This is a genomic window from Streptomyces sp. NPDC015131, from assembly GCF_043079975.1.
Classification (GTDB): domain Bacteria; phylum Actinomycetota; class Actinomycetes; order Streptomycetales; family Streptomycetaceae; genus Streptomyces.
Genome location: NZ_JBIBVB010000001.1, coordinates 481,549 through 506,567, shown reverse-complemented (window position 1 = coordinate 506,567; position 25,019 = coordinate 481,549). Strand labels below are relative to the sequence as shown.

Annotated in this window: 23 protein-coding genes; 15 read left to right on the top strand and 8 right to left on the bottom strand. The window is 74.5% G+C overall.

The genetic code is table 11. From position 1 onward, the window contains the following. The first annotated feature begins 137 nt into the window (after nucleotides 1–137). A complete protein-coding gene (locus ACF08D_RS01890) occupies nucleotides 138–1,532 on the top strand; it encodes an alkaline phosphatase PhoX (RefSeq protein WP_392221183.1) in 1,395 nt (464 codons plus the stop codon). A 138-nt stretch (nucleotides 1,533–1,670) separates the two neighbouring features. Here ACF08D_RS01890 and ACF08D_RS01885 read toward each other — a convergent pair whose 3' ends face one another. Beyond that, nucleotides 1,671–2,894 carry a cytochrome P450 gene (locus ACF08D_RS01885; protein ID WP_392220519.1) on the bottom strand — a complete coding sequence of 408 codons (1,224 nt, stop codon included), beginning with the start codon at nucleotides 2,892–2,894 and terminating at the stop codon, nucleotides 1,671–1,673. A gap of 132 nt (nucleotides 2,895–3,026) precedes the next feature. On the opposite strand from ACF08D_RS01885, the gene ACF08D_RS01880 reads away from it, so the two are divergent. Both ACF08D_RS01880 and ACF08D_RS01875 read left to right on the top strand, forming a co-directional pair. Beyond that, nucleotides 3,027–3,899, top strand: coding sequence for a polysaccharide deacetylase family protein (locus tag ACF08D_RS01880; protein ID WP_392220518.1), 873 nt, complete (start codon nucleotides 3,027–3,029; stop codon nucleotides 3,897–3,899). Between the two features lie 151 nt (nucleotides 3,900–4,050). Next, complete coding sequence (locus ACF08D_RS01875) at nucleotides 4,051–5,070, top strand: aldo/keto reductase (protein WP_392220517.1); 1,020 nt, start codon at nucleotides 4,051–4,053, stop codon at nucleotides 5,068–5,070. 74 nt (nucleotides 5,071–5,144) lie between these two features. Here the strand turns inward: ACF08D_RS01875 and ACF08D_RS01870 are convergent, their stop codons facing one another. From ACF08D_RS01870 to ACF08D_RS01855, 4 genes are read right to left on the bottom strand one after another with little or no spacing between them, the layout of a single operon-like run. Further along, nucleotides 5,145–5,348 carry a hypothetical protein gene (locus ACF08D_RS01870; RefSeq protein WP_392220516.1) on the bottom strand — a complete coding sequence of 68 codons (204 nt, stop codon included), beginning with the start codon at nucleotides 5,346–5,348 and terminating at the stop codon, nucleotides 5,145–5,147. 14 nt (nucleotides 5,349–5,362) lie between these two features. Beyond that, complete coding sequence (locus tag ACF08D_RS01865; protein WP_392220514.1) at nucleotides 5,363–6,031, bottom strand: ABC transporter; 669 nt, start codon at nucleotides 6,029–6,031, stop codon at nucleotides 5,363–5,365. Further along, on the bottom strand, nucleotides 6,028–6,984 hold the full coding sequence (locus ACF08D_RS01860; protein WP_392221182.1) for an ATP-binding cassette domain-containing protein: 957 nt from the start codon (nucleotides 6,982–6,984) through the stop codon (nucleotides 6,028–6,030). The genes ACF08D_RS01865 and ACF08D_RS01860 overlap by 4 nt, the downstream gene beginning before the upstream one ends. Further along, a complete protein-coding gene (locus ACF08D_RS01855; protein ID WP_392220513.1) occupies nucleotides 6,981–7,658 on the bottom strand; it encodes an AIM24 family protein in 678 nt (225 codons plus the stop codon). The genes ACF08D_RS01860 and ACF08D_RS01855 overlap by 4 nt, the downstream gene beginning before the upstream one ends. A 70-nt stretch (nucleotides 7,659–7,728) precedes the next feature. Between ACF08D_RS01855 and ACF08D_RS01850 the strand changes: the two genes are divergently transcribed. From ACF08D_RS01850 to ACF08D_RS01830, 5 genes are all read left to right on the top strand, one after another. Next, entirely contained in the window at nucleotides 7,729–8,418 is a 690-nt protein-coding gene (locus ACF08D_RS01850; protein WP_392220512.1) for a peptidyl-tRNA hydrolase, read from the top strand. A gap of 65 nt (nucleotides 8,419–8,483) precedes the next feature. Continuing rightward, complete coding sequence (locus ACF08D_RS01845; protein WP_392221181.1) at nucleotides 8,484–9,248, top strand: DUF4142 domain-containing protein; 765 nt, start codon at nucleotides 8,484–8,486, stop codon at nucleotides 9,246–9,248. A 239-nt stretch (nucleotides 9,249–9,487) separates the two neighbouring features. Continuing rightward, entirely contained in the window at nucleotides 9,488–10,846 is a 1,359-nt protein-coding gene (locus ACF08D_RS01840) for a DUF692 domain-containing protein (RefSeq protein ID WP_392220511.1), read from the top strand. After that, nucleotides 10,843–11,820, top strand: a complete 978-nt coding sequence (locus ACF08D_RS01835) for a TIGR04222 domain-containing membrane protein (RefSeq protein WP_392220510.1) — start codon at nucleotides 10,843–10,845, stop codon at nucleotides 11,818–11,820. The genes ACF08D_RS01840 and ACF08D_RS01835 overlap by 4 nt, the downstream gene beginning before the upstream one ends. Before the next feature lie 112 nt (nucleotides 11,821–11,932). Further along, the gene (locus tag ACF08D_RS01830) at nucleotides 11,933–12,700 is read left to right on the top strand and encodes a TIGR04222 domain-containing membrane protein (RefSeq protein WP_392220509.1); all 768 of its coding nucleotides are present in this window, start codon (nucleotides 11,933–11,935) and stop codon (nucleotides 12,698–12,700) included. A gap of 194 nt (nucleotides 12,701–12,894) precedes the next feature. Here ACF08D_RS01830 and hemQ read toward each other — a convergent pair whose 3' ends face one another. Together hemQ and hemG are read right to left on the bottom strand one after the other, a co-directional pair. Next, nucleotides 12,895–13,608 (bottom strand): hydrogen peroxide-dependent heme synthase, encoded by a 714-nt coding sequence (gene hemQ / locus ACF08D_RS01825; RefSeq protein WP_392220507.1) that lies wholly within the window; start codon nucleotides 13,606–13,608, stop codon nucleotides 12,895–12,897. 4 nt (nucleotides 13,609–13,612) lie between these two features. Next, nucleotides 13,613–15,064, bottom strand: a complete 1,452-nt coding sequence (gene hemG / locus ACF08D_RS01820; RefSeq protein ID WP_392220506.1) for a protoporphyrinogen oxidase — start codon at nucleotides 15,062–15,064, stop codon at nucleotides 13,613–13,615. A 71-nt stretch (nucleotides 15,065–15,135) separates the two neighbouring features. Between hemG and ACF08D_RS01815 the strand changes: the two genes are divergently transcribed. Both ACF08D_RS01815 and ACF08D_RS01810 read left to right on the top strand, forming a co-directional pair. After that, nucleotides 15,136–16,533 (top strand): FAD-dependent oxidoreductase, encoded by a 1,398-nt coding sequence (locus ACF08D_RS01815; protein WP_392220505.1) that lies wholly within the window; start codon nucleotides 15,136–15,138, stop codon nucleotides 16,531–16,533. A 39-nt stretch (nucleotides 16,534–16,572) separates the two neighbouring features. Next, nucleotides 16,573–17,262 carry a DUF6882 domain-containing protein gene (locus ACF08D_RS01810; RefSeq protein WP_392220504.1) on the top strand — a complete coding sequence of 230 codons (690 nt, stop codon included), beginning with the start codon at nucleotides 16,573–16,575 and terminating at the stop codon, nucleotides 17,260–17,262. A 4-nt stretch (nucleotides 17,263–17,266) separates the two neighbouring features. On the opposite strand, the gene hemE is transcribed toward ACF08D_RS01810, so the two are convergent. Next, nucleotides 17,267–18,331 carry a uroporphyrinogen decarboxylase gene (hemE, locus tag ACF08D_RS01805; protein ID WP_392220503.1) on the bottom strand — a complete coding sequence of 355 codons (1,065 nt, stop codon included), beginning with the start codon at nucleotides 18,329–18,331 and terminating at the stop codon, nucleotides 17,267–17,269. A 91-nt stretch (nucleotides 18,332–18,422) separates the two neighbouring features. Here hemE and ACF08D_RS01800 point away from each other — a divergent pair, with 91 nt between their 5' ends. From ACF08D_RS01800 to ACF08D_RS01780, 5 genes are all read left to right on the top strand, one after another. Further along, nucleotides 18,423–19,097 (top strand): DUF3000 domain-containing protein, encoded by a 675-nt coding sequence (locus tag ACF08D_RS01800; protein WP_392220501.1) that lies wholly within the window; start codon nucleotides 18,423–18,425, stop codon nucleotides 19,095–19,097. A 279-nt stretch (nucleotides 19,098–19,376) separates the two neighbouring features. After that, the gene (locus tag ACF08D_RS01795) at nucleotides 19,377–20,042 is read left to right on the top strand and encodes a response regulator transcription factor (protein WP_064068756.1); all 666 of its coding nucleotides are present in this window, start codon (nucleotides 19,377–19,379) and stop codon (nucleotides 20,040–20,042) included. Between the two features lie 78 nt (nucleotides 20,043–20,120). Continuing rightward, nucleotides 20,121–21,416 carry an HRDC domain-containing protein gene (locus ACF08D_RS01790; protein ID WP_392220499.1) on the top strand — a complete coding sequence of 432 codons (1,296 nt, stop codon included), beginning with the start codon at nucleotides 20,121–20,123 and terminating at the stop codon, nucleotides 21,414–21,416. A 190-nt stretch (nucleotides 21,417–21,606) separates the two neighbouring features. Continuing rightward, a complete protein-coding gene (locus ACF08D_RS01785; protein ID WP_392220498.1) occupies nucleotides 21,607–22,827 on the top strand; it encodes a thiolase family protein in 1,221 nt (406 codons plus the stop codon). Beyond that, nucleotides 22,824–24,953, top strand: a complete 2,130-nt coding sequence (locus tag ACF08D_RS01780) for a 3-hydroxyacyl-CoA dehydrogenase NAD-binding domain-containing protein (protein ID WP_392220496.1) — start codon at nucleotides 22,824–22,826, stop codon at nucleotides 24,951–24,953. The genes ACF08D_RS01785 and ACF08D_RS01780 overlap by 4 nt, the downstream gene beginning before the upstream one ends. Nucleotides 24,954–25,019: the final 66 nt, after the last annotated feature.

Here is a 25,019-nt window from a genome sequence, read left to right as displayed (position 1 = left end):
CGTCACTCCTGTCCTCCCTCCCCCGCGGTCCCCACGCCTCCGGGGGACCGTCAGCAGGGAGTTGTTGCCTCGTGCCCGAGCTGTCCGAGCCGTCCAGGCCGTCCGAACAGCCGCCCCAGTCGTTCCCGCCCCCGCCCATGTCCGATCCGTCCAATCCTTCCGGGCCGCACGCGCCGTCCGCGACGCGGCGTCAGGTTCTGGTGGGCACCGGGGCGTCGGTCGCCGGGATCGCCTTCACCGGCGCGTTCTCCGAGCTGTTCACCGGCACCGCAGCCGCCCGCGGCCACGCCGGGTACGGCCGCCTCGTCCCCGACCCGGCCGGGCTGCTGGACCTCCCCCGGGGCTTCCGCTACAAGGTCCTCTCCCGTGCGGGCGACCCGCTCCGCTCCGGCGAGGGCGCGGTGCCCGGCAACCACGACGGCATGGGCGCCTTCGCCGGCCGCCGCGGGCGCGTCCACCTCGTCCGCAACCACGAGAACAACGCCACCGCCGCACTCGGCGTCCCCACCGCCCGGGGCCTGACCTACGACCCGGCGGCCAAGGGCGGCTGCACGCTGCTGGAGCTGGACGGCCGCGACCACGTCCTCGGCGAGCGCGTCGGCATCGCCGGCACCGCCGTCAACTGCGCGGGCGGCGTCACCCCCTGGGGCACCTGGCTCACCTGCGAGGAGACCGAGGACAGGGCCGGCACCAAGGGCTACACCAAGGACCACGGCTTCGTCTTCGAGGTCCACCCGGCCGACCCACTGCGCACCGGGGCGGTCCCGCTGACCGCGATGGGCCGCTTCCAGCACGAGGCCGTCGCCGTCGACCCGCACAGCGGGATCGTGTACGAGACGGAGGACGCCTTCCAGAAGCCCTTCGGCCTCTTCTACCGCTTCCTGCCGAACCGGCCGCTCGGCGGCACCGGTTCGCTGCGCGCGGGCGGCGACCTGGAGGCGATGCGCGTCCCCGGCGTACCGGACCTGTCGGCGGTGCGGGAGACCGGCGCCGTGTTCGAGGGCATCGAGTGGGTGCCCGTACCGGACAGCCAGGCGCGCGAGACGCCCATCCGTCTCCAGGACTTCGGGCGGAAGGGGATCACCCACGCGCAGAAGCTGGAGGGCTGCTACTGGAGCGGGCGTTCGGTCTTCTTCGTGTCCAGCTTCGCCCGTGCCGCCGAGGGCTCGGCCGCCGACCACTACGGCCAGGTCTGGAAGTACGAGCCGCACCGGCGCAGGCTCACGCTGGTGGTCGTCTTCGGGCCGGACAGCGACGTGCGGATGCCGGGCGAGTCCCCCGACAACATCTGCCTCGCGCCCGGCGGCTCGCTGATGGTCTGCGAGGACGGCAACGGCGCCCAGCACGTGTTCGGGCTGACCCGGCGCGGCGAGGTGTACCCGGTGGCGCGCGCCGCGCGGAACATCGGTACGCCGGAGAAGCCGGAGTGGAGCGAGTTCGCGGGGGTCACCTTCTCCCCCGACGGCGGGACGATGTACGTCAACTCGTACACGCCCGGGACGACGTTCGCGGTCACCGGCCCCTGGCACTGAGCCGGTCCCCGGTGAGCCGGCCGGCCCCCCGCACGGACGACGTGCGAGGGGCCGGTTCCGCTCCCGGGCTCCGGTGCCGGGTTCCGGTTCCGGTTCCGGGTTCCGCTCCCGGGTTCCGGTGCGGGGTTCCGGTTCCGGTCACCAGGCGACCGGCAGCGTCTCCGGTCCGCGGATCAGGGTGCTGCGCCGCCAGGTGACCTCGGCGGCCGGGACCGCGAGGCTCAGCCCGGGCAGGCGGTCGAGCAGGGTGTCGATCAGCAGCTCGGTCTGCATCCGCGCCAGCATGGCCCCCATGCAGTAGTGCGGGCCGTGCCCGAAGGCGAGGTGCGGGTTGGGGGCCCGGTCGAGGTCGATCCGCTCCGGGTCGGGGAAGACGCCGGGGTCGCGGTTGGCGGAGAGGTACGAGACGTAGACCGCCTCGCCCGCGCTGATCCGTACGCCGTGGATCTCGACGTCCTCCTGGGCGATCCGGGCCAGCCCCACGGAGCTGCGGTGCGGGATGTAGCGCAGCAGCTCGTCGATGGCGCGCGGCCGGGCGGCCGGGTCGGTGCGGAAGCGTTCCAGCAGGGCAGGGCGGGTCAGCAGCAGGAACAGCATCTGGCCGGTGTTGGCGGTGACGGCCTCGCCGCCGATCTGGAGCGGGCCGACGAGCCCGATGGCCTCCTCCTCGGTGATGTCGCCCCGGCCCACGGCCGCGCCCAGCAGGGAGATCACGTCCTCGTCCGTGCTGCCGTACCGCGACCGGACGGCCTCGGTGAACCAGCCGTACATGCCGTCCTTGGCCCGTGCGCTGGCCTCGGCGCCGCCCGAGGAAGAGACGATCTGGCGTGTCCAGGCGCTCATCCGCTCGCGGTCGGCGACGGGGACGCCCATGACGTCGCAGACCACCGCGATGGGGAAGGGTTCGAGGACGCGCTCGACCAGGTCGGCGGGCGGCCCGGCGGCGAGCAGGCCGTCCACCAGGGCGTCCAGCGTCTCCTGGGCGCGCGGGCGCAGCCCTTCGACCCCGCGCAGGGTGAAGGCGGGCGCCACCGCGGCCCGCAGGCGGTTGTGCTCGGGCTGGTCGGCGAAGGCCAGTGAGCCCTTCTTGGGCTTGAAGTGGGGGGCCAGCCGGGTCACATTGGCGTCGACGACGGGCGCGCGGGTGAAGCGCGGGTCGTTCGTGACCGTCCGGACGTCCTCGTAGCGGGTCACGAGCCAGGCCCAGCCCTCGCCGTGCGGGAGCTGGATGCGGGTGATCGGTCCCTCGCGCATCAGCTCGGCGAGCACCGGGTCGAACTCGGTGCCGGTGATGTCGAGCGCGGGCCAGTGCCGCACCGGCGGCGGACCCAGGAGGGGGCGTGTCGCGGTGTCCTCGGTCATGCGTCCGTCCGTCCTTCCGGTGACTGGGTTCCTCCTCACGATCACCCGGTCGGGGCGGGACATCGCGCTGGACTACTCCGGACGGAAGCGGACGAACCCCTCCCCCCTCTGATGATCATATATTTTCCGCATGTGATCACTTCTGTACGGAATGCCTCACTCGCGGCCCTCCTGTGCACCCTCCTGGGCGCCGCCCTCGCCGGCTGCGGCGGGCCCGGCACCCCCCGCAAGGCCCCCGCCTCCCCCGCCGCCCCCGTCTCCGGGACCGCCACCGCGCCCCCGCCCGCGGCCGCCCCGCCGACCATGGCGCCCAGGCCCGGCGGTCTCACGCCCGTCTTCGAGCGCGGCGGCGCCCCGGCAGGGCGGGTCGTGGCGCTCACCTTCGACGCCGACATGACCGCCGACCAGGGCCCCCGGGCGGCGGGCGGCGAACGCTTCGACAACCCCGGGCTGATCGCCACGCTCCGCCGCCTCGGGGTCGACGCGACCGTCTTCATGACCGGGCGCTGGGCGGAGGAGTACCCCGACCAGGCCCGGGCCATCGGGAACGACCCGCGCTTCGAGATCGCCAACCACTCCTACAGCCATCACGCCTTCAAGGCCCCCTGCTACGGCCTCCCCGCGCTCGGCGAGCAGGACATGGCGGCCGACGTGCGCCGGGCCTTCGACGCCTTCCGCGCGGCGGGGGCGCGCAACGTCGTGCCCTACTTCCGCTTCCCCGGCGGCTGCTACGACGACGGCGCCCTGCGCGCGCTGGCCCCCGCCGGGGTGACGGCCGTCCAGTGGGACGTGGTCAGCGGGGACGCCTTCGCCACCGACGCCGACGCGGTCGCCGAACAAGTCCTCGACGGGGTGCGGCCGGGCTCCGTGGTGGTGCTGCACTGCACCCGCAGCGCCGCGCCCGTCACCGAGCGGGCGATCCGCCGCATCGTCCCCGAACTCCGCGCCCGGGGCTACCGCTTCGTCAAGGTCTCCGAGCTGATGGCGTCCGCCCGCCGCACGTGAGCGCATAAGCACGTGAGCGCATGAGCACGTGAGTACATGACGGCGCACGGTCCGGCCCCTTGCCCTGGAGCGCGCTCCAGGACGTAACGTCCCGCGGACACGGACATACGGACAAGGACAACGGAACCGACGAGGGGACCGAGGACACACCGTGCGCTACACACTCTTCGGCCGCACCGGCCTGCGCGTCAGCGAACTGGCCCTGGGCACCATGACCATGGAGCACGACGACGACGGGGCGAGCGGCCGCATCCTCGACGCGTACGCGGAGGCGGGCGGCAACGTCGTCGACACGGCGGACGTGTACGGGGGCGGCGCCTCCGAGACGGTCGTGGGCCGGCTGCTGGCCGGGCGCCGGGACCGGTTCGTGCTGGCGTCCAAGTACACCTGCTCGACCGACCCGGCCGACCCGAACGCCGGCGGCAACCACCGCAAGAACCTGGTGCGGTCCGTCGAGGCCAGCCTGGACCGGCTGCGCACCGACCGGCTCGACGTGCTCTGGGTCCACGCGCGGGACGCCTTCACCCCGGTCGAGGAGGTCATGCGCGCCCTGGACGACCTCGTACGCGCCGGAAAGGTGCTCTACCTGGGGGTGTCCGACTGGGCCGCCTGGGAGATCGCCCGGGCGAGCACCCTCGCCGAGCTGCGCGGCTGGACGTCCTTCGCCGGCTCCCAGCTGCGCTACAACCTGCTGGAGCGGACGCCCGAGCGGGAACTGCTGCCGCAGGCCCGCGCCTTCGACCAGACGGTGTTCGCCTGGGCCCCGCTCGCGGCGGGGAAGCTCACCGGCAAGTACCGCCGCGGCGCCACCGGGCGGCTGGCGGACGGGGCGGCGGAGGACGGGCGGGAGAGCGCGGTCATCAGCGCGGTGCAGGAGGTCGCCGAGCAGGGCGGCTGGACCCCCGCCCAGGTGGCCCTGGCCTGGCTGCGCACCCGGCCCGGTGCCGTCGTCCCGATCCTCGGCGCCTCCCGGCCGGACCAGCTCGCCGACAACCTCGGGTGCCTCGGGGTGGAGCTGGACGCCGACGCCGTCGAGCGGCTCGACCGGGTGAGCGCCGTGCCGCTGGGCTTCCCGCACGACTTCCTGGCCGAGCCGGGCATCGTGCGCAACATCCACGGCGACCGGGGCGCGGACATCGACGTGCGGCGCACCTGGCGCGCGGCCCACTGACCCGGGCGCCGGCCTCCGCGACGGGCGCCGGGCCGCCGTCGGCCGAAAGCAGCGCTCGGCCCGGGCTCTGGAACTCAGCCGGAGCAGGCGGTGCGCTCCGCCTCGCGCCACTCGCAGACCGGGCAGAGCGTGATCCCCTTGGCCGACTCCGGGTACTCGGTCGGCTCCTGGCACAGCACGCACGCGGCGTACGGCGGCCCGTCCTGCGACGCGGCGGAAGGGGCATCCGCCCCGGCCGGGGCGCCCGTCCCGCAGTACGCGTCGTCCTTGTCGTCCATGTGTACGAGGGTACTCACTCGCGCGTGGCGGTGAGCCGGCACGCGAGGGCGACCGCCGCCGCCGCGAGCACCGCCGCGGTGGCCGCCGCGAGCACCGGCAGGGTGACCGTGGCGGTGCGGTCGCCGGTGACCAGGGCGGTGAGGGCCGTGTTGGCGGGCGAGCCGGGGAGCACCAGGGCGAGCAGGGCGGCGCCCGTGATCGCGGCGGTGGACCAGCCGGGGGCGGGCAGCAGCGGGCGGGTCAGCAGCGTGCCGAGCGCCGCGCCCAGCAGCAGGCAGACCAGCGCGGCGAGCAGCCCGGCGAGGGCGGCGGACCCGAGGGGCACCCCGGTCCGCCCGTCGGCGCCCACGGCCCGGCTCGCCGCGACGACCACCAGCAGCGCGCCGCCCCCGGGGGCGGCGGCGGCCAGGGTGCCCGCGAGCACGGCCGCGAGGTGCACCCGGGTGCGGCCCGCCGCCGCCACGGCGACGTGCCGCACGGCCGGCGGCTCCTGGTTCAGGCAGGTGCGGACGAGCCAGGCGGTGACCGGCAGCAGCGGGGCCACCGTGTAGCCCAGGGCGCCGAGGACGGGCTCGCCGGAGCGGATGCCGACCGCGAGGAACGCGGCGTACAGCAGGATCGGGGGCAGCCAGCGCTGGGACCGCAGCAGCAGCGCGGCCTGGTACCGGACGAGCGCGGTCATGCGTGGGGGCTCCGGGTGGTTCGCGGTACGGGAGCGGCCTCGGCGGTGCTGCCGGCGGGGCTCACGCGGTGGATGTGCCAGGCGGGGCGGGAGGTGAGCAGCTCGCGCAGGAGGGCGTCCGAGTGCGCGGCGGCCACGGTGAACGTCACGGTGCCGTCGGGCGCGGTGCGGTGCCCGGGCGCTCCGGGCAGCGGCCGGCTGCCGGTGAGCCGCCCGCCGGACGCCACGACCACAACGCCGGCGTCCGCCCCAGGCGCCTCGCCTGCCCCGGACGCCACAACCACGACGCCGGCGTCCGCCCCGGACGCCACGACCACGACACCGGCGTCCGCCCGGGGCGCGGGGCGCGGGACGGGCCGGCCGCCCTCCATGGCGTACACCGCGTCGGCGCGGCCCGCGAGCCGCCGGGGGTCGTGGTCCACGAACAGCACCGTGCCGCCCGCCGCGACCCGCTCGCCCACCGCGAGGTCCAGCTCCGCGCGGGCGGCCGTGTCGAGGCCGGTCCACGCCTCGTCCAGGACCAGCAGGTCGGGCTCGGCGAGCAGCGCCTGGGCCACGGCGACCTTCTGGCTGGTGCCCTTGGAGAGTTCGGCCAGCGGGGTACGGGCGTGCGCCCCGGCCCCGAACCGCTCCAGCCACCGGTCCGCCCGGGCCGCCGCCTCGGCGCGCCGCAGGCCGTGGATCCGCCCGAGGTGGACCAGATAGCCGGCGGCGGTGAACGGCAGCGCGGCGGGGAACCGTTCGGGCACGTAGGCGGTGCGCGCCGGGCGGCCGGTGACGACGCCCTCGGTGGGGGCGTCGATCCCGGCGGCCAGCCGCAGCAGCGTGGACTTGCCGCCGCCGTTGGTGCCCTCGATCCGCACCAGCGTGCCGGGCGCGAGGTGCAGGTGGACGCCGCGCAGCACCCACGGGCCGGTCAGGCCGTAACGGCGGCCCACACCTTGCAGGTTCAGCTCTGCTTCGCCTTCTCGGGGGTGAGCTCGCTGGGGCGGACGATCACGAAGCCCTCGCCCTTGAGCATCAGTTGCACCGCCTCGCCGGAACCGCCCCGGATCATCGAGCCGAGCGACTGGGAGCGGCTGAGTGAGGTGTCGAGGTGGGCGCTCCAGCCGACCACGGCGTCGGTGTCCACGTACACCGGCTGGTTGGTGGTGACGGGGATGACGACCGGGTTGCCGTCGCAGACCACGGCCAGCTTGCCGTGGCCGGTGAAGACACTGTTGAACAGTCCGCCGCCGGTCATCCCGGCGCCCTTCACGGTCTTGATCTCGTAGGACAGGGTGGCGTCGAAGCACAGCACGTTGCGGCCGTTGACGGTGAGCGCGTCGCCCTGCTCCACGTCGACGATGAAGCAGTTCTGGGCCTCGTGCGCGAACCACGCCTCGCCCTGGCCGCGGACCGCCATCAGCGGGAGCCCCTCACCGGTGACGGCGCGCTTGAGCATGCCGCCCAGGCCCTGGCCCTTGCGCTCGAACTGGAGGTTGCCGCGGTAGGCGATCATCGAGCCCTGCCGGGCGTGCATCTCGCCGTTGACGGCGTATTTGACCGACTTCGCGTTCTGGAGGGTCATGCCGGGTACGGTCGCCTGCTGCGCCATGTTCTCGGACGCGAAAAGATCGCTCTTCATACGGGCATCGTGTCCCGGAACCGTCCATTCCGACAACATCGCCGTGCGTGGCGCCTGGCACACTGGCCCGGTGAGCAGCGATGACGCCCCCCAGTTCGTCCTTCCCCTCGTCGTACGGATCGAGAAGGCCGAACCCCCGGCCCGTACCGACGCGCTGGAGACCGCCGCCCGGGCGGTGCTGGCGATGCTGTCGGACGAGCGGTCGCTCGGCGACGGGGAGTGGGCCGGGGCGATGCGCGACTGGCAGGACGCCCGCATCCGCAAGGTGGTCCGCCGGGCGCGCGGGGCGGAGTGGCGCAGGGCGTCGCAACTGCCGGGGATCACGGTCACCGGGGAGGCGGCGCAGGTCCGCGTCTTCCCGCCCGTCCCACTGGACGGCTGGCCCAAGGAGCTGGCCAAGCTCCAGGTGTCGGGCACGGAGCTGGACGACCCCGACCCCGGCCCCGGCCCCGCCCCGTCCCACGAGGCCGCGGAGCACCGGGGCGCGGTGCTGTGGCTCAACCCGGAGCTGCGCATGTCCACCGGCAAGGAGATGGCGCAGGTCGGGCACGGCGCCCAACTGCTCTGGTGGGCGATGACCGAGGACGACCGCACCGCCTGGCACAAGGCCGGATTCCCGCTCGCGGTACGCACCGCGCACCCCGACCGGTGGGGCCAACTGACCACGAGCGGGCTGCCGTTGGTCCGTGACGCGGGCTTCACGGAGATCGCCCCCGGCTCCTGCACGGTGGTCTCCGAGTTCCCGGTCCGGGGCGACTGAACGATCGCGTCCCTGTATACGTACCTCCCAGTACTGCCATCAGCTCGGGAGGCACCACCTTGTTGTTGCGACGGATCAACGGCTCGGCACTCATCATCACGGCCCTCGTCGTCACGGTCGGCGCGCTGGCGTTCCCGGTCTGGTCGTACGCCGACCGCTCCGGCACCGGCCAGGCCAACCTCAACGCGTCGACCGTGTCCACCCAGTGGGGGCCCTTGTCGGCGACGGACCGCGACTTCCTGGTGAAGGTCCGGCTGGCGGGCCTGTGGGAGCTGCCGGCCGGCCAGCAGGCCATCGAGCGCGCGCCGAGCCAGGCGATCAGGGACGCCGGCGACCACCTCGTCGTCGGCCACACCGACCTCGACCAGCGGGCCCGGGACGTGGCGGCGAAGCTGGGCGTGGAGCTGCCGAACCAGCCGACCGAGCAGCAGCAGGGCTGGCTGCGGGAGATGTCGGCGGCCAGCGGCGAGGAGTACGAGCGGAAGTTCGCCAACCTGCTGCGCAACGCGCACGGCAAGGTCTTCGCGCTCGTCGCCCAGGTCCGGCACACCACCCGCAACACGCTGATACGCCAGCTCGCGAGCGACACCAACCAGACGGTGCTGGACCACATCACCATGCTGGAGGCGACCGGCAAGGTCGACTTCGACGCGATCGCCAACGAGGCGGCGGGGAACGCGACCGCGAGCCCGTCCGGTCCGCCCGCGCCCAACGGCAACCTGCCCCCGGCGCCGTCGCCGGCCGCGCCGTCCGGGTCGGACCAGCGGTTCACCTCGCGGCCGTCGACCCAGCCCGGCCCGCCGACCGCCATCAACACGACCCGCCCGTAACCCGCCGGACCACACCGCGCACGGCCGAACCCACCGCACACGGGCGGACCCACCGCGCACGGCCCGGCCCACCGCGCACACCCGGACCCACCCCGTACGGCCGGATGGGCCGAGTATGCCCGGGTACGCCGGGTACGGCGGGGCCGGAACCTCAAATGTAGCTCTGAACTGCGCTTCCTTCCGTTTCACCGCGGTGGGCGCGGGGCCATCACCCCTCCGACCGACCGAAGGAGGGGGACATGAGGGAGCTGGGAACCGGGATCGGCTGGCGCCCGGAGATCGCGGACGCGGTGGAGGCACTGCCCGGGCTGGACTGGGTGGAGGTGGTCGCGGAGAACGTCTGCGCCGGCCACCTCCCCGACTCCCTGACGCGCCTGCGCGAACGGGGCGTCACCGTCGTCCCGCACGGGGTATCGCTGGGCCTGGGCGGCGCGGACCGTCCGGACGAGGCACGGCTCGCGAAGCTGGCGGAGACCGCCACGGCCCTGGGCGCGCCGCTCGTCACGGAGCACATCGCGTTCGTCCGGGCCGGCGGGCCGCTCACCGCGTCGCCCGCCCTGGAGGCCGGCCACCTGCTGCCGGTCCCCCGCACCCGGGACGCGCTGGACGTGCTGTGCGCCAACGTCCGCGCCGCGCAGGACGCGCTCCCGGTCCCGCTGGCGCTGGAGAACATAGCCGCGCTGTTCTCCTGGCCCGGCGAGGAGCTGACGGAGGGGCAGTTCCTCGCCGAGCTGGTGGAGCGGACCGGCGTCCGGCTCCTGATCGACGTGGCGAACCTGCACACCAACCACGTCAACCGGGGCGAGGACCCCGCGCGGGCGCTGGCCGAACTGCCCGTCGAGGCCATCGCGTACGTCCATGTGGCGGGCGGTGTGGAACGGGACGGCGTCTGGCACGACTCGCACGCGCACCCGGTGCCGCCCGCGGTCCTGGGCATCCTCGCGGACCTCGCCGCGCGGGCCGTCCCGCCGGGCGTCCTGCTGGAGCGGGACGACGACTTCCCGCCCGCCGGGGAGCTTGCCGCCGAGCTGGCCGCCGTACGGGACACCGTGCGCAAGGCGTCCGGACCCGCGCGTACGCCGGCCACGGCACCGCCCCGGGCCGTCGCGCCCCCGGCACGGACACCGGCACCGGCACCGGCACCGGGGAGCACACCGCCGTCATCGGGTGAACCGGCGCCCGGGGTGCGGGAGCGGGTGGGCATCGCCCAGGCCGCGCTGCTGTCGTCGCTGGTGGCGGGGACGCCCGCGCCCGAGGGGTTCGACCGCGCGCGGCTGCGCGTGCAGAGCCGGGCGCTGGCCGCCAAGCGGGCCGGGGTGGTCGCCCGGGTGGCGCCCGAGCTGCCGACGATCCTCGGCGCCGGGTACCGCGCCGCGTACCTCGCGTACGCCGCCTCCCACCCGATGCGCGGCGGACACCGGCGCGACGCGCTCGACTTCGCCGAGCACCTGCTGATCGCCGGGCGGCCCGAGGACCCGGCCGCCCGGGCGGCGCTCACCTCCTGGTGGCGGGAGCGCGCGGGGGCGAGGCCGCCCGGCCGGGCCACCCGGCTGGCGCGTGCCGCCCGCGCGGCGTTCGCGGGGAGGTGGGCGGCGTGAGCACCCTCGTCCTGCTCGTGTACCTGGCCGTCGCCGTCTCGTCGGTGCTGCTCGTCCGGGGCGTCGTGGCGTCCCGGCGCGGCCCGCGCGGCTCGGTCCACCACCGGGTGGAGGCCGCGTTCCTGGCGGGCGGGCCCGCCCGGGTCGTCGACAGCGCGCTCGCCCAGCTCCAGAGCGACGGCCGGGTCACCGTCGGCGGGCCGGGCATCGTCCGGGTGGTGCGCCCCCTGGCGAACGACCCGGTCGAGAGCGCCGTGCTGCACGAGCTGGCCGCCGCCCCCAGCGGCGCGCTGCACACCGTACGGCTCGCCGCCATGCGCCACCCGGCGGTCCAGGAGATCGGCGACGGGCTCGCCGCGCGCGGGCTGGTCGTGCCGCGCGCCGCGGGCCGCGTCTGGCGCCGCTGGAGCCTGTTCCAGGTGCTCGGGTGCTTCGCGCTGCTGCTGGGCTTCATCGCGATCACGATCGTCACGTTCGCCGGCGCCGAGCCGGACGAGACGCCGTTCCCGTACATCTTCGCGGTGGTGCCGGCCCTGTTCGCCGGCGCGTTGATCGCGATGATCTGCGGGGCGGTCGCGGGCCGCCGGATCACCCGGGCCGGCCGCCGGGCCCTCGCGGTGTACCGCAGGGCGACCAGCTTCCCGGCCGGGGCGGGGGACCTGGTCGCCCGGGACGGCCTGCGCGCCGTGCCGGACCCGGTCTTCCGGGAGCAGCTCGTCGCGGCGGCGCGGATGCCCGGCGCCCGCGGTGGGCGCGACGGCGGAGGGTCGGACGTCGCCGTGACGGTGGTCGTGTGGTGTGCGAGCACCGATCCGGGCGGTTCGGGCTGCGGTGCCGGGTGCGGGGGCGGCGGCGGGAACGGTGCGGCGTGCAGCGGCGGTTCGAGCTGCGGCAGCAGCGGGGGCGGCGGTTCCGGCTGCGGCGGAGGCGGCAGTTCCAGCTGCGGTGGCGGTGGCGGGGGCGGCGGGGACTGAGCGCGTGCGGCCCGTACGGCCCGTCCGGGCGCCGCCCCGGCCGGGCTCACACCGCGTCCACATCGTGAAAACCCTGTGGCGCCCCGGTCACCGTGTGCCGTACAACTCCGGCATGTTCTGGGTGCCTCTGCTACTGGTGACATGGGTCGCCGCGGCCGTGAGCTGCGCGCGGTTGTGCCTGGCCGCCGTGGAGGCCGCGCGGCCGGCGCCGCCCGGCGCGGTGGACCGGGAGCGTGAACTGAGCCTGTACGAGGCCGCGTTCCTGGCCGGCGGGCCCCAGCGGGTCACCGATCTTGCGCTCCTGTCGATGCACCGCCGGCGGCGCGTGTGGCTGGCGCACACCGGCTGGACGACGGTCGTGGACCCCGACCCGGCGGGCGCGGACGACCTGGAGCGGTCGGTGATCGGCGCGATAGGGCCGGAGGGGCAGTCGCGTACGGCGGCGGTACGCGCCGCGGCCTCGGCCGCCGAGGCGGTACGGGCGCTCGCCGACCGGCTGGTCGCCTCCGGGCTCGCGGTGCCCGACGCCGCCAGGACGGCCGTGGCCGGCGCGGTGCGCGGAGTCCGCCGGGCCACGCTGCTGACGGTCGTGCTCGCGGCGGGCGCGGCGCTGCTGCTCCCGGCCGGGCACGCGCCGGACGCCCGGAACATGGCCTGGTTCGCGCTCCCGCTGGTCCTCACCCTCGGGTGCCTGGTGATCGCGCGGGTGGAGGTGCACCCGTACACGCGGTGGGCCTCCCCGGCCGGGCAGAGCCTGCTGCGGCGGGTGGGCGGGGGCGATCCGCTCACGGCCGTCGCCATCGGCGGGGTGCGCGCCCTGGACGACCCGGCGCTGCGGGCGGCCCTGGCTCCGGCGCCCCGCCGGGCCCCGCGCCTCTGAGCGGAAGGGGCGGGGGAGGACGCCGGTGCGGCGCGCCGGTGGCGCGCCGCACCCGGAGCCGGACCCGGTGTCGCTGGAGCGGCGGGCGCGGAGGCCCGCCGTCTGATCTTCCGGGTCGGGTGGGGTGACGCGGGTGGTACGGCCTGGATGGCCGCCTCACCCACCCGTCACCGGGGTGGTCCGGACCGGGGCCGTCAGGCGAGACCCGCGACCAGATCCGCGACCGGCTTGCGCCGGCCGGTGTAGAAGGGCACCTCTTCGCGGACGTGCATCCGGGCCTCGGAGGCGCGCAGGTGGCGCATCAGGTCCACGATGCGGTACAGCTCGTCCGCCTCGAAGGCGAGGATCCACTCGTAGTCGCCCAGCGAGAACGAGGCGACCGTGTTGGCCCGCACATCAGGGTAGCCGCGGGCCATCTTGCCGTGGTCGGCGAGCATCCGGCGCCGGTCCTCGTCGGGCAGCAGGTACCAGTCGTAGGAGCGCACGAAGGGGTACACCGAGATGTAGTCGCGCGGCGTCTCGTCGGCGAGGAACGCCGGGATGTGCGAGCGGTTGAACTCGGCGGGGCGGTGCAGCGCCATGTTCGACCACACCGGCTCCAGCGCGCGGCCGAGGCGGGTGCGGCGGAAGAGGTTGTACGCCTCCTGGAGCGCGTCCGAGGTCTCGGCGTGCCACCAGATCATCAGGTCGGCGTCGGCCCGCAGGCCGGACACGTCGTACGTGCCGCGGACGGTGACGTCCTTGGCGGCGAGCTGGTCGAACAGCTCCTGGACCTCGTCGGCGTAGCCGGACCGGTCCTCGGGCAGGACGTCGCGCAGCTTGAAGACGGACCACAGGGTGTAGCGGATGACCTCGTTGAGGTCCTTCGCCTTCTTACCGGCGTTCGGGATCTTTTCGGGCGCACTCATGGGGCTATTCTCGCGCGTCGCCGGGGGTGCCCGGTGCCGGGGTCGGCGTGGCGAGGATCTCGTCCGCCGCGCGCCGGGCGCTGGCGATCGTCGCGGGGATGCCGACGCCGTCGTACACGGCCCCGCAGACGCGCAGGGCGGCGGGGAGCGCGGCGACGGCCTCACGGATCCGGGCGACCCGGGCGAGGTGGCCGACCGGGTACTGCGGCAGGCCGCCGATCCAGCGGGTGACCTCGGTGGCGACGGGCCGGGCGGCCAGGCCGGTGGCCTCGGCGAGGTCCTTGAGGGACACGGCGACGAGGTCGGCGTCCTCGCGGTGCAGGTGGTCCTCCTCGCCGTACCGGCCGACCGAGGTGCGCAGGACGAGCAGGTCGCCGGCGCCCTCGTCGGTCCACTTCCACTTGCGGGTGGAGAAGGTGGACGCCTTGATGGTGCGGCCGTCGACGGGCGGGACGAGGAAGCCGGAGCCCGCGGGCAGCGCCGCTTCCGCGTCGGCGCGCCGGAAGGCGAGGGTGACCAGGGCCATCGACGCGTACTCCACGGCGGCCAGTTCGGTGGCGGCGGCCGGGCAGGCGGCGGCGAGCAGCGGGGAGGCGGCCCAGGCGGGGGTGGCGAGAATGACGGCGTCGGCGTGGCGGACGAGGTCGCCGGTGCGGATGTCCCAGCCACCGCGCGCGGAGGGGGCCAGGGCGTGGACGGGCGTGTCGGTGAGGATCTCGCCGCCGAGGGCGGTGACGGCGTCGGCGACGGCGCCCGGCAGGGTGCCGATGCCGCCCTCGATGCCCATGAAGGCGGGTCCCGGCTGCGCCCCGGCGGCGCCCTGGAGGGCCCGGACGGCGTCGGTGAGGGTGCCGTGGGTGCGGGCGGCGTCGAACAGCTTGGGTACGGCGGCGCGCATCGACAGGGCGTAGGCGTCGCCCGCGTAGACGCCTCCGAGGAGCGGTTCGACGAGCCGGTCGACGACTTCGTGGCCGAGGCGGTCGGCGACGAACCGGCCGACGGCGACGTCGTCCCCGAGGTCTCCGGGCCCGACGGGCGGGAGGTCCCGTTCGCGGGCGATGCGGGCGAGTCCCTCGGCGGAGAGCAGCCCGGACAGGGCGGCGGCGTCGCCGGGGACGCCCATGACGTGGCCCTTGGGCATGGGCCGCAGCGCGTCCCGGGTCCACACGGCGGCGGTGGTGGTGGCGGGCGGCTGGAGGCGGTCGCCGAGGCCGACGGCCCGGGCGAGGTCGACGGCCTCGGGGCGGCGGGCGAGCATCGACTCGGCGCCGAGGTCGATGGGGACGCCCTCGATCCGGCCGGCCCTGAGCTTGCCGCCGAGGGTGGTGGTGGCCTCCAGGACGGTGACCCGCCGCCCGGCGGAGGCCAGCCGGTGTGCGGCGGCGAGTCCCGCGATGCCGCCGCCGATGACGACGACCTGGCCGCTGCTGGGGGTGTCCCGGGTGTCCGCGTTCATGGCTCCACTCTCTCAAACGCCGCCGCCCGCCCCGCGCGTGGCCGGTCCGGCCGGGACGTAGCGTGTCCCCCATGGGACAGCAGGGACGAGAGAGACTGGTGATCATCGGCGGGGACGCGGCGGGGATGTCCGCCGCGTCGCAGGCGCGCCGGCTGCGGGGCCCGGACGAGCTGGAGATCGTCGCCTTCGAGCGGGGGCACTTCACCTCGTACTCGGCGTGCGGCATCCCGTACTGGGTGGGGGGCGACGTCGAGGGGCCGGACCGGCTCGTGGCGCGGACGCCGGAGGAGCACCGGGAGCGCGGCATCGATCTGCGGCTGCGCACCGAGGTGACCGAACTCGACGCGGACCGGGGCCGGGTGCGGGTGCGGGACGTGGAGTCGGGCGGCGAGTCGTGGGAGGGCTACGACAAGCTGGTCGTGGCGACCGGCGCCCGCCCGGTGCGCCCGCCGCTGCCGGGCATCGACGCCGAGGGCGTGCACGGGGTGCAGACGCTGGACGACGGGCGGGCCCTGCTGGACACGCTGACCGCGCTGAACGGCGAGCGGGGGCGGCGCGCGGTGGTCGTGGGCGCCGGGTACATCGGCGTGGAGATGGCCGAGGCGCTGCTGAACCGGGGCTATGAGGTGACGGTCCTCAACCGGGGCGAGCAGCCGATGTCGACGCTGGACCCCGACATGGGGCGGCTGGTGCACGAGGCGATGACCGGGCTCGGCATCACCACGGTGGGCGGCGCGGACGTGACGGGGATCCGCACGGGCGACGACGGCCGGGTACGGGCGGTGGCCACCGCCGGCGAGGAGTACCCGGCGGACGTCGTCGTGCTGGGCATGGGCGTGGAGCCGGAGACCTCCCTGGCGCGGGACGCGGGGCTGCCGCTCGGCGCGTACGGGGGGCTGCTGACGGACCTGTCGATGCGGGTGCGGGGCCGGGAGAACATCTGGGCGGGCGGTGACTGCGTGGAGGTGCTGGACCTGGTCTCGGGCCGGGAGCGGCACATCCCGCTGGGTACGCACGCCAACAAGCACGGCCAGGTCATCGGCGCCAACGCGGCGGGCGGTTACGGCACGTTCCCCGGTGTGGTGGGCACGGCGGTCAGCAAGGTGTGCTCGCTGGAGATCGCCCGCACCGGACTGCGCGAGAAGGACGCGGCGGAGGTGGGCCTGCGGTTCGTGACGGTGACCGTCGAGTCGACCAGCCGGGCCGGCTACTACCCGGACGCGGCGCCGATGACGGTCAAGATGCTCGCCGAACTCCGCACGGGCCGTCTGCTGGGCTGCCAGATCGTCGGCCGCGAGGGCGCGGCGAAGCGGGTGGACATCGCGGCGGTCGCCCTGACGGCCGGGATGACGGTCGAGCAGGTCACCGCGCTCGACCTGGGCTACGCCCCGCCCTTCTCCCCGGTCTGGGACCCGGTCCAGGTGGCCGCCCGCAAGGCGGTGGCGGCGGTGCGGAAAGCGGGGGCGTGAGGGGAGCCGCGCCGGTCGCGCCGGGTAGGGTCGCCCGTCATGATCACTGCCTTCAGCGACGCCTTCGTCCGCGCGACCGAACCCCACGCCGCCTGGGCGTGGGAGCAGCTCGAGACGTTCACCGCCTTCCTGCCCTCCGGCCCCTGGACCGCCGACCTCGGCGAGTGCCTGTACCGGCAGGGCGGGCGCGACCTGCGGATCTCCATACTCGGGACGTTCGACGAGTCGGACGGCTCCTGGCTGTGGGGCTGGGCCAACCCCGGCTTCGGTGACGCGCCGGTGGTGGGCGCCTCGGCGGCGGTGCGGGCGTGCGGAGTACGGGACGGGGTCCCGGAGTTCACCGGGGAGGGCGTGGACCTCTCCGGCTTCGCGGACCCCCGCATGGCGGTGGAGCACCTGGCGTTCGGCGCCATGGGCGTGATCGGCGCGGCCGGGTACCTGGGGGTGGAGGCGGCCCCCGGGACCCGGCTGTACCTGGTCCCCGACGACCCCGCTGTGCCGCGCACCGCCCCGGACGCCCTCACCCTGCCGCGCGTCCTGCTCACGGGCGCGGGCGCCGTCCCGGGCGCGGCGCACCGGGCCGTGGTGGACGGCTACTTCACCCACCACGGCATCGCGCGGCGCCCCTCCCCCGCCGGCGTCGTCGCCGACCTCCCGGGCGGCGCCCCGGTCGCGGTCACCTTCGACGAGGCGGGCCGCATCGCGTCGGTGAACGTCACCGCGGGCTAGACCGTCAGCGGGCGGTGCGGGTGTGGACGTCGTCCACGAGGCGGGTCAGGGCGTCCGGGTCGGTGGTGGGCAGGACGCCGTGGCCCAGGTTGAAGATGTGGCCCTCCAGCCCCGCGGCGGCGTCCAGGACCTCGGTGGTCTTGGCCTTGACCGCCTCGGGGGTGGAGAACAGCACGGCCGGGTCCAGGTTGCCCTGGAGCGCCTTGCCGGGGCCGACCCGGCGGGCCGCCTCGTCCAGCGGGACGCGCCAGTCGACGCCCACGACGTCGGCGCCCGCCTCGCCCATCAGGCCGAGCAGCTCGCCGGTGCCCACACCGAAGTGGATGCGCGGTACGCCGTACTCCTCGACCGCCCGGAAGACCTTCGCCGACGCGGGCATCACCGAGCGGCGGTAGTCCGCGGGGGCGAGCGCGCCGACCCAAGAGTCGAACAGCTGGACCGCGGAGGCGCCCGCCTCGATCTGCACCCGGAGGAACGCCGCGGTGATGCCGGCGAGCCGGTCCAGCAGCTCCGCCCACAGCTCGGGGTCCCCGTACATCAGGGCCTTGGTTTGCTCGTGGTTGCGGGACGGGCCGCCCTCGACGAGGTAGCTCGCCAGGGTGAAGGGCGCGCCGGCGAAGCCGATCAGCGGGGTCGCCCCCAGCTCGCCGGTGAGCATCCCGATCGCCTCGGTGACGTACCGGACGTCGTCCGGCGTGAGCGCCCGCAGCCGGTCCAGGTCGGCGCGGCTGCGGATCGGCTCGGCGACGACCGGGCCGACGCCCGGCTTGATGTCGAGGTCGATCCCGATGGCCTTGAGCGGCACCACGATGTCGCTGAAGAAGATCGCGGCGTCGACCTTGTGCCGCCGCACCGGCTGCAGCGTGATCTCGGTGACCAGCTCCGGCCGCATGCACGACTCCAGCATCGGAATGCCCTCGCGCACCTTCAGGTACTCCGGCAGCGACCGTCCCGCCTGCCGCATGAACCACACGGGCGTGTGCGGGACCGGCTCGCGCCTGCACGCCTTCAGGAACGCGGAGTCGTAGGTCTTCGTCGGCTGGCCCGAGGGGCGGTCAATGGCACTCACGCCCCGAATCTTCGCACGCGCGGCCAAGCGGCTGGCGCGGCGAGGGTGTCTCTCCCTGCGCCGGGCCCTCCTTCCGCCTACTCTTCCCCGCATGGCTGCGGCTCAGGGACAGTTCTCCGATCACTCCGACGACGCCGAGGGTACGAACGACAGGGAGGGCGGGTCCGTCCCGCCCGCTTTCCGGCTGGCGGTCGACGGGCTGCGCGGGGCGCGCCTGCGGCCGGAGATCGAGGTGGACCCCTCCCGCCCTCCGCAGCGGCTGGCGCCGTACGCGTACGCCCTGGAGGCGGCGGTCGTCGAGGACGACGAGGACCTGGCCGACGGGCGCCTGGTGCTGCTGCACGACCCGGCCGGCCACGACGCGTGGCGCGGCACCTTCCGGCTGGTGACGCTGGTACGGGCGGAGCTGGAGCCCGAGATGGCGTCCGACCCGCTGCTGCCGGAGGTCTCCTGGTCCTGGCTGACCGGTGCGCTGGAGGCGCGGGGCCTGTCGTTCGAGGAGGCGTCGGGCACCGTCACCCGTGCGGGGTCTCACTACTTCGGTGGACTCTCCGAGCGGCGCCCGGCGACGCAGATCGAGATCCGGGCGTCGTGGACCCCGCGCGAGGGGCGCGGCGGGGTGCCGGACACGGCGGCGCACCTGGCGGCCTGGTGCGACCTGCTGTGCCAGATCGCGGGCCTCCCGCCCTCCGTCCCGGGACCGGTGGAGCCGGGCGCGGCGGCGGTGGTCTCCCTCCCCCAGCGCCGCGGCCCCCAGCACCCGTAGGACGCCGCTCTCCGGCCCCGCCCGGGTGGGCTCCCCCGGGCTCGTTCGTGTGGGCTCCTCCGGGCTCGGCGGCCGGGCCCGCCGGGGCGGCGGGCGCCCGCCGCCCCGGCGGCGCACCTCGATCGCTCGTCCGAATTGCCCCAAATGTTACTCACTAAATCGTGATCTTCCCCTAAAGGCGGGCGCCCACCCTGCCGAAGAGGTCTGTGACCCTTCAAACACGGTTCGCCCGGCTTCTTCCCCGAGCCGGCTGTGTCCCGCACCTTCCCAGGAGGCCTGGTGTCCGTTCTCCTCGAGCAGCCCGCAAGCCTGGTCGCCTACCGCCCGAACAAGCCGACGGCCATGGTCGTCGTGGCCGACCCACGCGTCCGCTCCACCGTCACCCGCCACCTGTGGGCGCTCGGTGTGCGTGACGTCATCGAGGCGTCGTCCATCGCGGAGGCTCGTCCCCGCGTCGGCAGCCCGCGCGACATCTGCGTTGCCGACGTCCACCTGCCCGATGGCTCCGGGCTCACCCTGCTGTCCGAGACCCGTGCCGCCGGCTGGCCCAACGGGCTCGCCCTCTCCGCCGCGGACGACATCGGCGCGGTGCGCAACGCGCTCGCCGGCGGCGTCAAGGGCTATGTCGTCACCGGTACGCGGACGAACATCGGCCACCCCACCCGTCCCGGCGCCGCCCCCATCGGCGCCGCGGCGGCCCGCCTCGGCCACCGCCGCCCCCCGGGTGCCCCGAGCCACCCGGGCGGCTACCGGGAGCTGTCCGGCCGGGAGGTCGAGGTGCTCCGGCTGGTCGCCGAGGGCCAGTCGAACAAGGCCATCGGCGTGTCGATGGGCCTGTCCGCGCTGACCGTCAAGAGCCACCTGGCGCGCATCGCCCGCAAGCTCGGCACCGGCGACCGGGCCGGGATGGTCGCCGTGGCACTCCGTACGGGAATCATCCACTGACCCGTTCCCACCACCCCCGTGCCCGTCGACGGAACGTTCCGGCGACGGGCGCGTGCCGTTGACGGATACCCTTGACAGGTGACCGACGCCCAAGACACCGCAGCAGAGACAGCACTGCGAACCGCCGGGGGCGGCCCTCCGGACGACGGCGTCGCAGACGGCGTGGCCGACGGGGCGCCGATCCCGTTGCTCGAACCCCGCGAGGGCATCCCGCCCGTGGTGGCCGACGAGCACGCCCTCGCCGAGGTGATCGCCGCCTTCGCGGCGGGCACCGGACCCGTCGCCGTGGACGCCGAGCGCGCCTCGGGCTACCGCTACGGCCAGCGGGCCTACCTGGTGCAGCTGCGCCGCGAGGGCGCGGGCAGCGCGCTGATCGACCCCGTCGGATGCCCCGACCTGTCCGGACTGGGCGAGGCCCTGGCCGGTACGGAGTGGATCCTGCACGCCGCGACCCAGGACCTGCCGTGCCTGCGGGACATAGGCATGGTGCCGACCCGGCTGTTCGACACCGAGCTGGCCGGGCGCCTCGCGGGCTTCCCCCGGGTCGGCCTCGGGGCGATGGTCGAGTCGGTGCTCGGCTACGCCTTGGAGAAGGGCCACTCCGCTGTGGACTGGTCCACCCGCCCGCTGCCCGAGCCCTGGCTCCGGTACGCCGCGCTGGACGTCGAGCTGCTCGTCGACCTGCGTGACGCGCTGGAGAAGGAGCTGGACCGGCAGGGCAAGCTGGACTGGGCCCGCCAGGAGTTCGACGCCATCGCCTCCGCCCCGCCGCCCCCGCCCCGCAAGGACCCCTGGCGCCGGACGTCCGGCATGCACAAGGTGCGCCGCCGCCGGCAGATGGCGGTCGTCCGGGAGCTGTGGACCGCCCGCGACCGGATCGCCCAGCGGCGGGACGTGTCGCCCGGCAAGGTCCTCAGCGACGCCGCGATCGTGGAGGCCGCCCTGGCGCTGCCGCCCAACGTCCACGCGCTGACCGCGCTGCCCGGGTTCGGGCACCGCATGGGCCGCCGCCAGCTGGAGCAGTGGCAGGCGGCGGTGGACCGGGCGAAGGCCCTGCCGGACGCCGAGCTGCCGCAGCCGGGCCAGCAGGTGCAGGGCCCGCCCCCGCCGCGCGCCTGGGCGGACAAGGACCCGGTGGCGGCGGCGCGGCTGTCCGCCGCCCGCGCGGCCGTCTCGGCGCTCGCCGAGTCGCTGAACCTGCCGCCCGAGAACCTGATCACCCCGGACACGGTGCGCCGGGTGTGCTGGGAGCCGCCGGCCGAGGTCACCGCGGAGGCGGTGGCGGGCGCGCTCGCCGGGTACGGCGCGCGGTCCTGGCAGATCGAGCAGGTCACGCCGCGGCTGGTCGCGGCGCTGGACGGCGCGAAGGCGTGAATGCGGACGAGAAGGGTGCCCCCTCCGGCGGAGGGGGCACCCTTCTGTCGTGGCCACGCGGTGTGACGTTCGCCGCTCCGGGCGGGGGGACTGTGCAGTCTGGTTACCCGTAAGTAGCATGGGGCGTGCAAGCGCGCGCTTAGCCGCGTGCCCGCAGCAGTGCCACCCCGCACCCTGGAGGAGAGCCATCGTGCCTCGTACCGTCAGGGACGTCGTCTTCGTCGACGGCGTCCGCACCCCGTTCGGCAAGGCGGGCCCGAAGGGCATCTACCACGAGACCCGCGCCGACGATCTCGTCGTGAAGGCCATCCGGGAGCTGCTGCGCCGCAACCCCGGACTGGACCCCGCGAAGATCGACGAGGTCGCCATCGCCGCGACCACGCAGATCGGCGATCAGGGCCTGACCATCGGCCGCACCGCCGGAATCCTGGCGGGCCTGCCGCAGTCCGTGCCCGGCTACTCGATCGACCGCATGTGCGCCGGCGCGATGACCGCCGTGACCTCGGTCGCCGGTTCGATCGCCTTCGGCGCGTACGACGCCGTCATCGCCGGTGGTGTCGAGCACATGGGCCGCCACCCGATGGGCGAGGGCGTCGACCCGAACCCGCGGTTCGTCAGCGAGAAGCTGGTCGACGAGTCCGCCCTGTTCATGGGCATGACGGCGGAGAACCTGCACGACCGCTACCCGCACATCACCAAGCTGCGCGCCGACGAGTACGCCGTGCGCTCCCAGGAGAAGGCCGCCAAGGCGTACGCCGACGGCAAGATCCAGGCCGACCTGGTGCCGGTCTCGGTCCGCCGCACCAACGCCGAGGCGGGCGAGACGGGCTGGGGCCTGGTCACCGCCGACGAGCCGATGCGCCCGGGCACCACGCTGGAGAACCTCCAGGGCCTGAAGACGCCGTTCCGCGTCCACGGCAACGTCACCGCCGGCAACGCCGCGGGCCTGAACGACGGCGCCACCGCGTCGATCATCGCGTCCGAGGAGTTCGCCCGCGAGCACGACCTGCCGGTCAAGATGCGCCTGGTCTCGTACGCCTTCGCCGGCGTCGAGCCGGAGGTCATGGGCTACGGCCCGATCCCGGCCACCGAGAAGGCCCTCGCCAAGGCCGGCCTGTCGATCGAGGACATCAACCTCTTCGAGATCAACGAGGCCTTCGCCGTCCAGGTCCTGGCCTTCCTCGACCACTACGGCATCGCCGACGACGACGCCCGCGTCAACCAGTACGGCGGCGCCATCGCCTACGGCCACCCGCTGGCCTCCTCCGGCGTGCGTCTGATGACGCAGCTGGCACGGCAGTTCGAGGAGCAGCCGGAGGTCCGCTACGGCCTCACCACCATGTGCGTCGGCTTCGGCATGGGCGCGACGGTCATCTGGGAGAACCCCCACTTCGACGGAGGCAGCAAGTGACCACCACCGCCGAGCTTCTGAAGGGTGCGGCCGAGCTGTTCCCGGACGAGGTCGTCACCACCGCGCACGTACGCCACTTCGACCTGCCGTTCGGGGCGGGCCGGTTCGCGCTGATCACGCTGGACAACGGCTTCGACCACACCAAGCCGACCACCTTCGGCCCGCAGTCGCTGGCGAACCTCAACGCCGCCATCGACCAGGTCGAGAAGGAGGCCGGCGAGGGCACCATCACCGGCGCCGGCATCACCGGCAAGCCGTTCATCTTCGCCGTCGGCGCCGATCTCAAGGGCGTCGAGCTGCTGAAGCGCCACGAGGACGCGCTGGCCATCGGCAAGGGCGGCCACGACGTCTTCAAGCGGCTGTCGTCGCTGGGCGTGCCGACCTTCGCGTACTACAACGGCGCGGCGATGGGCGGCGGTGTCGAGGTCGGTCTGCACTGCACCTACCGCACCGTGTCCGCCGCCCTGCCGGCGTTCTCGCTGCCCGAGGTCTTCCTCGGCCTGGTCCCGGGCTGGGGCGGCTGCACGATCCTGCCGAACCTCATCGGCGCGGACCGCGCGGTCTCGGTGATCATCGAGAACTCGCTCAACCAGAACAAGCAGCTCAAGGGCGCGCAGGTCTTCGAGCTCGGGATCGCCGACGCGATCTTCGAGGGCGCGGACTTCCTGGAGCAGTCGCTGCTGTGGACCGCCTCCGTGCTCAAGGGCGAGATCGTCGTCGAGCGCCCCGAGATCGACCGCGGCGAGGCATGGGACGCGGCCGTGGCCAAGGGCCGCTTCATCGCCGACTCCAAGGTGCACGGCGCGGCCCCGGCGGCGTACCGCGCCCTGGACATCATCGAGGCGGCCAAGGACGGGGACCTCCAGAAGGGCTTCGACGCCGAGGACACCGCGCTGGCCGACCTCATCATGGGTGGCGAGCTGCGCTCCGGCATCTACGCCTTCAACCTGGTCCAGAAGCGCGCCAAGCGCCCCGCCGGCGCCCCGGACAAGAACCTGGCCCGTCCGGTCACCAAGGTCGGTGTCGTGGGCGCCGGCCTGATGGCCTCGCAGCTGGCGCTGCTGTTCCTGCGCCGCCTGGAGGTGCCGGTCGTGCTGACCGACATCGACCAGGAGCGCGTCGACAAGGGCGTGGGCTACGTCCACGGCGAGATCGAGAAGCTGCTCGGCAAGGGCCGGATCAACCAGGACAAGGCCAACCGCCTCAAGGGCCTGGTCTCCGGCGTCCTGGACAAGGCCGAGGGCTTCGCGGACGCGGACTTCATCATCGAGGCCGTGTTCGAGGAGATGTCGGTCAAGCAGAAGGTGTTCGCGGAGGTCGAGGCGGTCGCCCCGGCGCACGCGATCCTCGCCACCAACACCTCCTCGCTGTCGGTGTCGGAGATGGCCTCCAAGCTCCAGCACCCGGAGCGCGTGGTCGGCTTCCACTTCTTCAACCCGGTCGCGATCCTCCCGCTGCTGGAGATCGTCCGCGGCGAGCAGACCGACGACGCCTCCCTTGCCACCGCCTTCGGCGTGGCGAAGAAGCTGAAGAAGACGGCCGTGCTGACGAAGGACGCCCCGGCGTTCGTCGTGAACCGCATCCTCACCCGCTTCATGGGCGAGATCCAGAACGTCATCGACGAGGGCACCCCGGTCGAGACCGCGGAGAAGGCCATCGAGCCGCTCGGTCTGCCGATGTCCCCGCTGGTGCTGCTGGAGCTGGTCGGCCCGGCGATCGGTCTGCACGTCTCGGAGACGCTGAACCGCGCCTTCCCGGACCGCTTCACCGTCTCCCCCAACCTCGCGGCCGTCGTGAAGGCGGGCAAGCGCGGCTTCTACGTCTACGACTCGGGCAAGCCCGAGCTGGACCCCGAGGTCGCCGCGCTGCTGAAGCAGGGCGACACCGTCCTGACCGAGCAGCAGGTGCGGGACCGCGTCCTGGACGCGGTGGCGCAGGAGATCGGCCTGATGCTGGACGAGGGCGTCGTCGCAGAGGCCCAGGACATCGACCTGTGCCTGATCACCGGCGCCGGCTGGCCCTTCCACCTGGGCGGCATCACGCCGTACCTGGACCGCGAGGGCGTCTCGGAGCGCGTGAACGGCAAGCGCTTCCTGGAGCAGGGCGTGGCGAGCGTCCCGGCGTAACACCGGGCGCACACGGACGGCGGGCCGCGGGGGCTTCCCCCGCGGCCCGCCGGCGTTTCCGGAGCG

Coding starts and splice junctions, on each gene's coding strand:
- ACF08D_RS01890 (WP_392221183.1), top strand. CDS start 138: ATGTCCGATCCGTCCAATCCTTCCGGGCCGCACGCGCCGTCCGCGACG.
- ACF08D_RS01885 (WP_392220519.1), bottom strand. CDS start 2,894: ATGACCGAGGACACCGCGACACGCCCCCTCCTGGGTCCGCCGCCGGTG.
- ACF08D_RS01870 (WP_392220516.1), bottom strand. CDS start 5,348: ATGGACGACAAGGACGACGCGTACTGCGGGACGGGCGCCCCGGCCGGG.
- ACF08D_RS01865 (WP_392220514.1), bottom strand. CDS start 6,031: ATGACCGCGCTCGTCCGGTACCAGGCCGCGCTGCTGCTGCGGTCCCAG.
- ACF08D_RS01855 (WP_392220513.1), bottom strand. CDS start 7,658: ATGAAGAGCGATCTTTTCGCGTCCGAGAACATGGCGCAGCAGGCGACC.
- ACF08D_RS01840 (WP_392220511.1), top strand. CDS start 9,488: ATGAGGGAGCTGGGAACCGGGATCGGCTGGCGCCCGGAGATCGCGGAC.
- ACF08D_RS01830 (WP_392220509.1), top strand. CDS start 11,933: ATGTTCTGGGTGCCTCTGCTACTGGTGACATGGGTCGCCGCGGCCGTG.
- hemQ (WP_392220507.1), bottom strand. CDS start 13,608: ATGAGTGCGCCCGAAAAGATCCCGAACGCCGGTAAGAAGGCGAAGGAC.
- hemG (WP_392220506.1), bottom strand. CDS start 15,064: ATGAACGCGGACACCCGGGACACCCCCAGCAGCGGCCAGGTCGTCGTC.
- ACF08D_RS01815 (WP_392220505.1), top strand. CDS start 15,136: ATGGGACAGCAGGGACGAGAGAGACTGGTGATCATCGGCGGGGACGCG.
- ACF08D_RS01810 (WP_392220504.1), top strand. CDS start 16,573: ATGATCACTGCCTTCAGCGACGCCTTCGTCCGCGCGACCGAACCCCAC.
- ACF08D_RS01800 (WP_392220501.1), top strand. CDS start 18,423: ATGGCTGCGGCTCAGGGACAGTTCTCCGATCACTCCGACGACGCCGAG.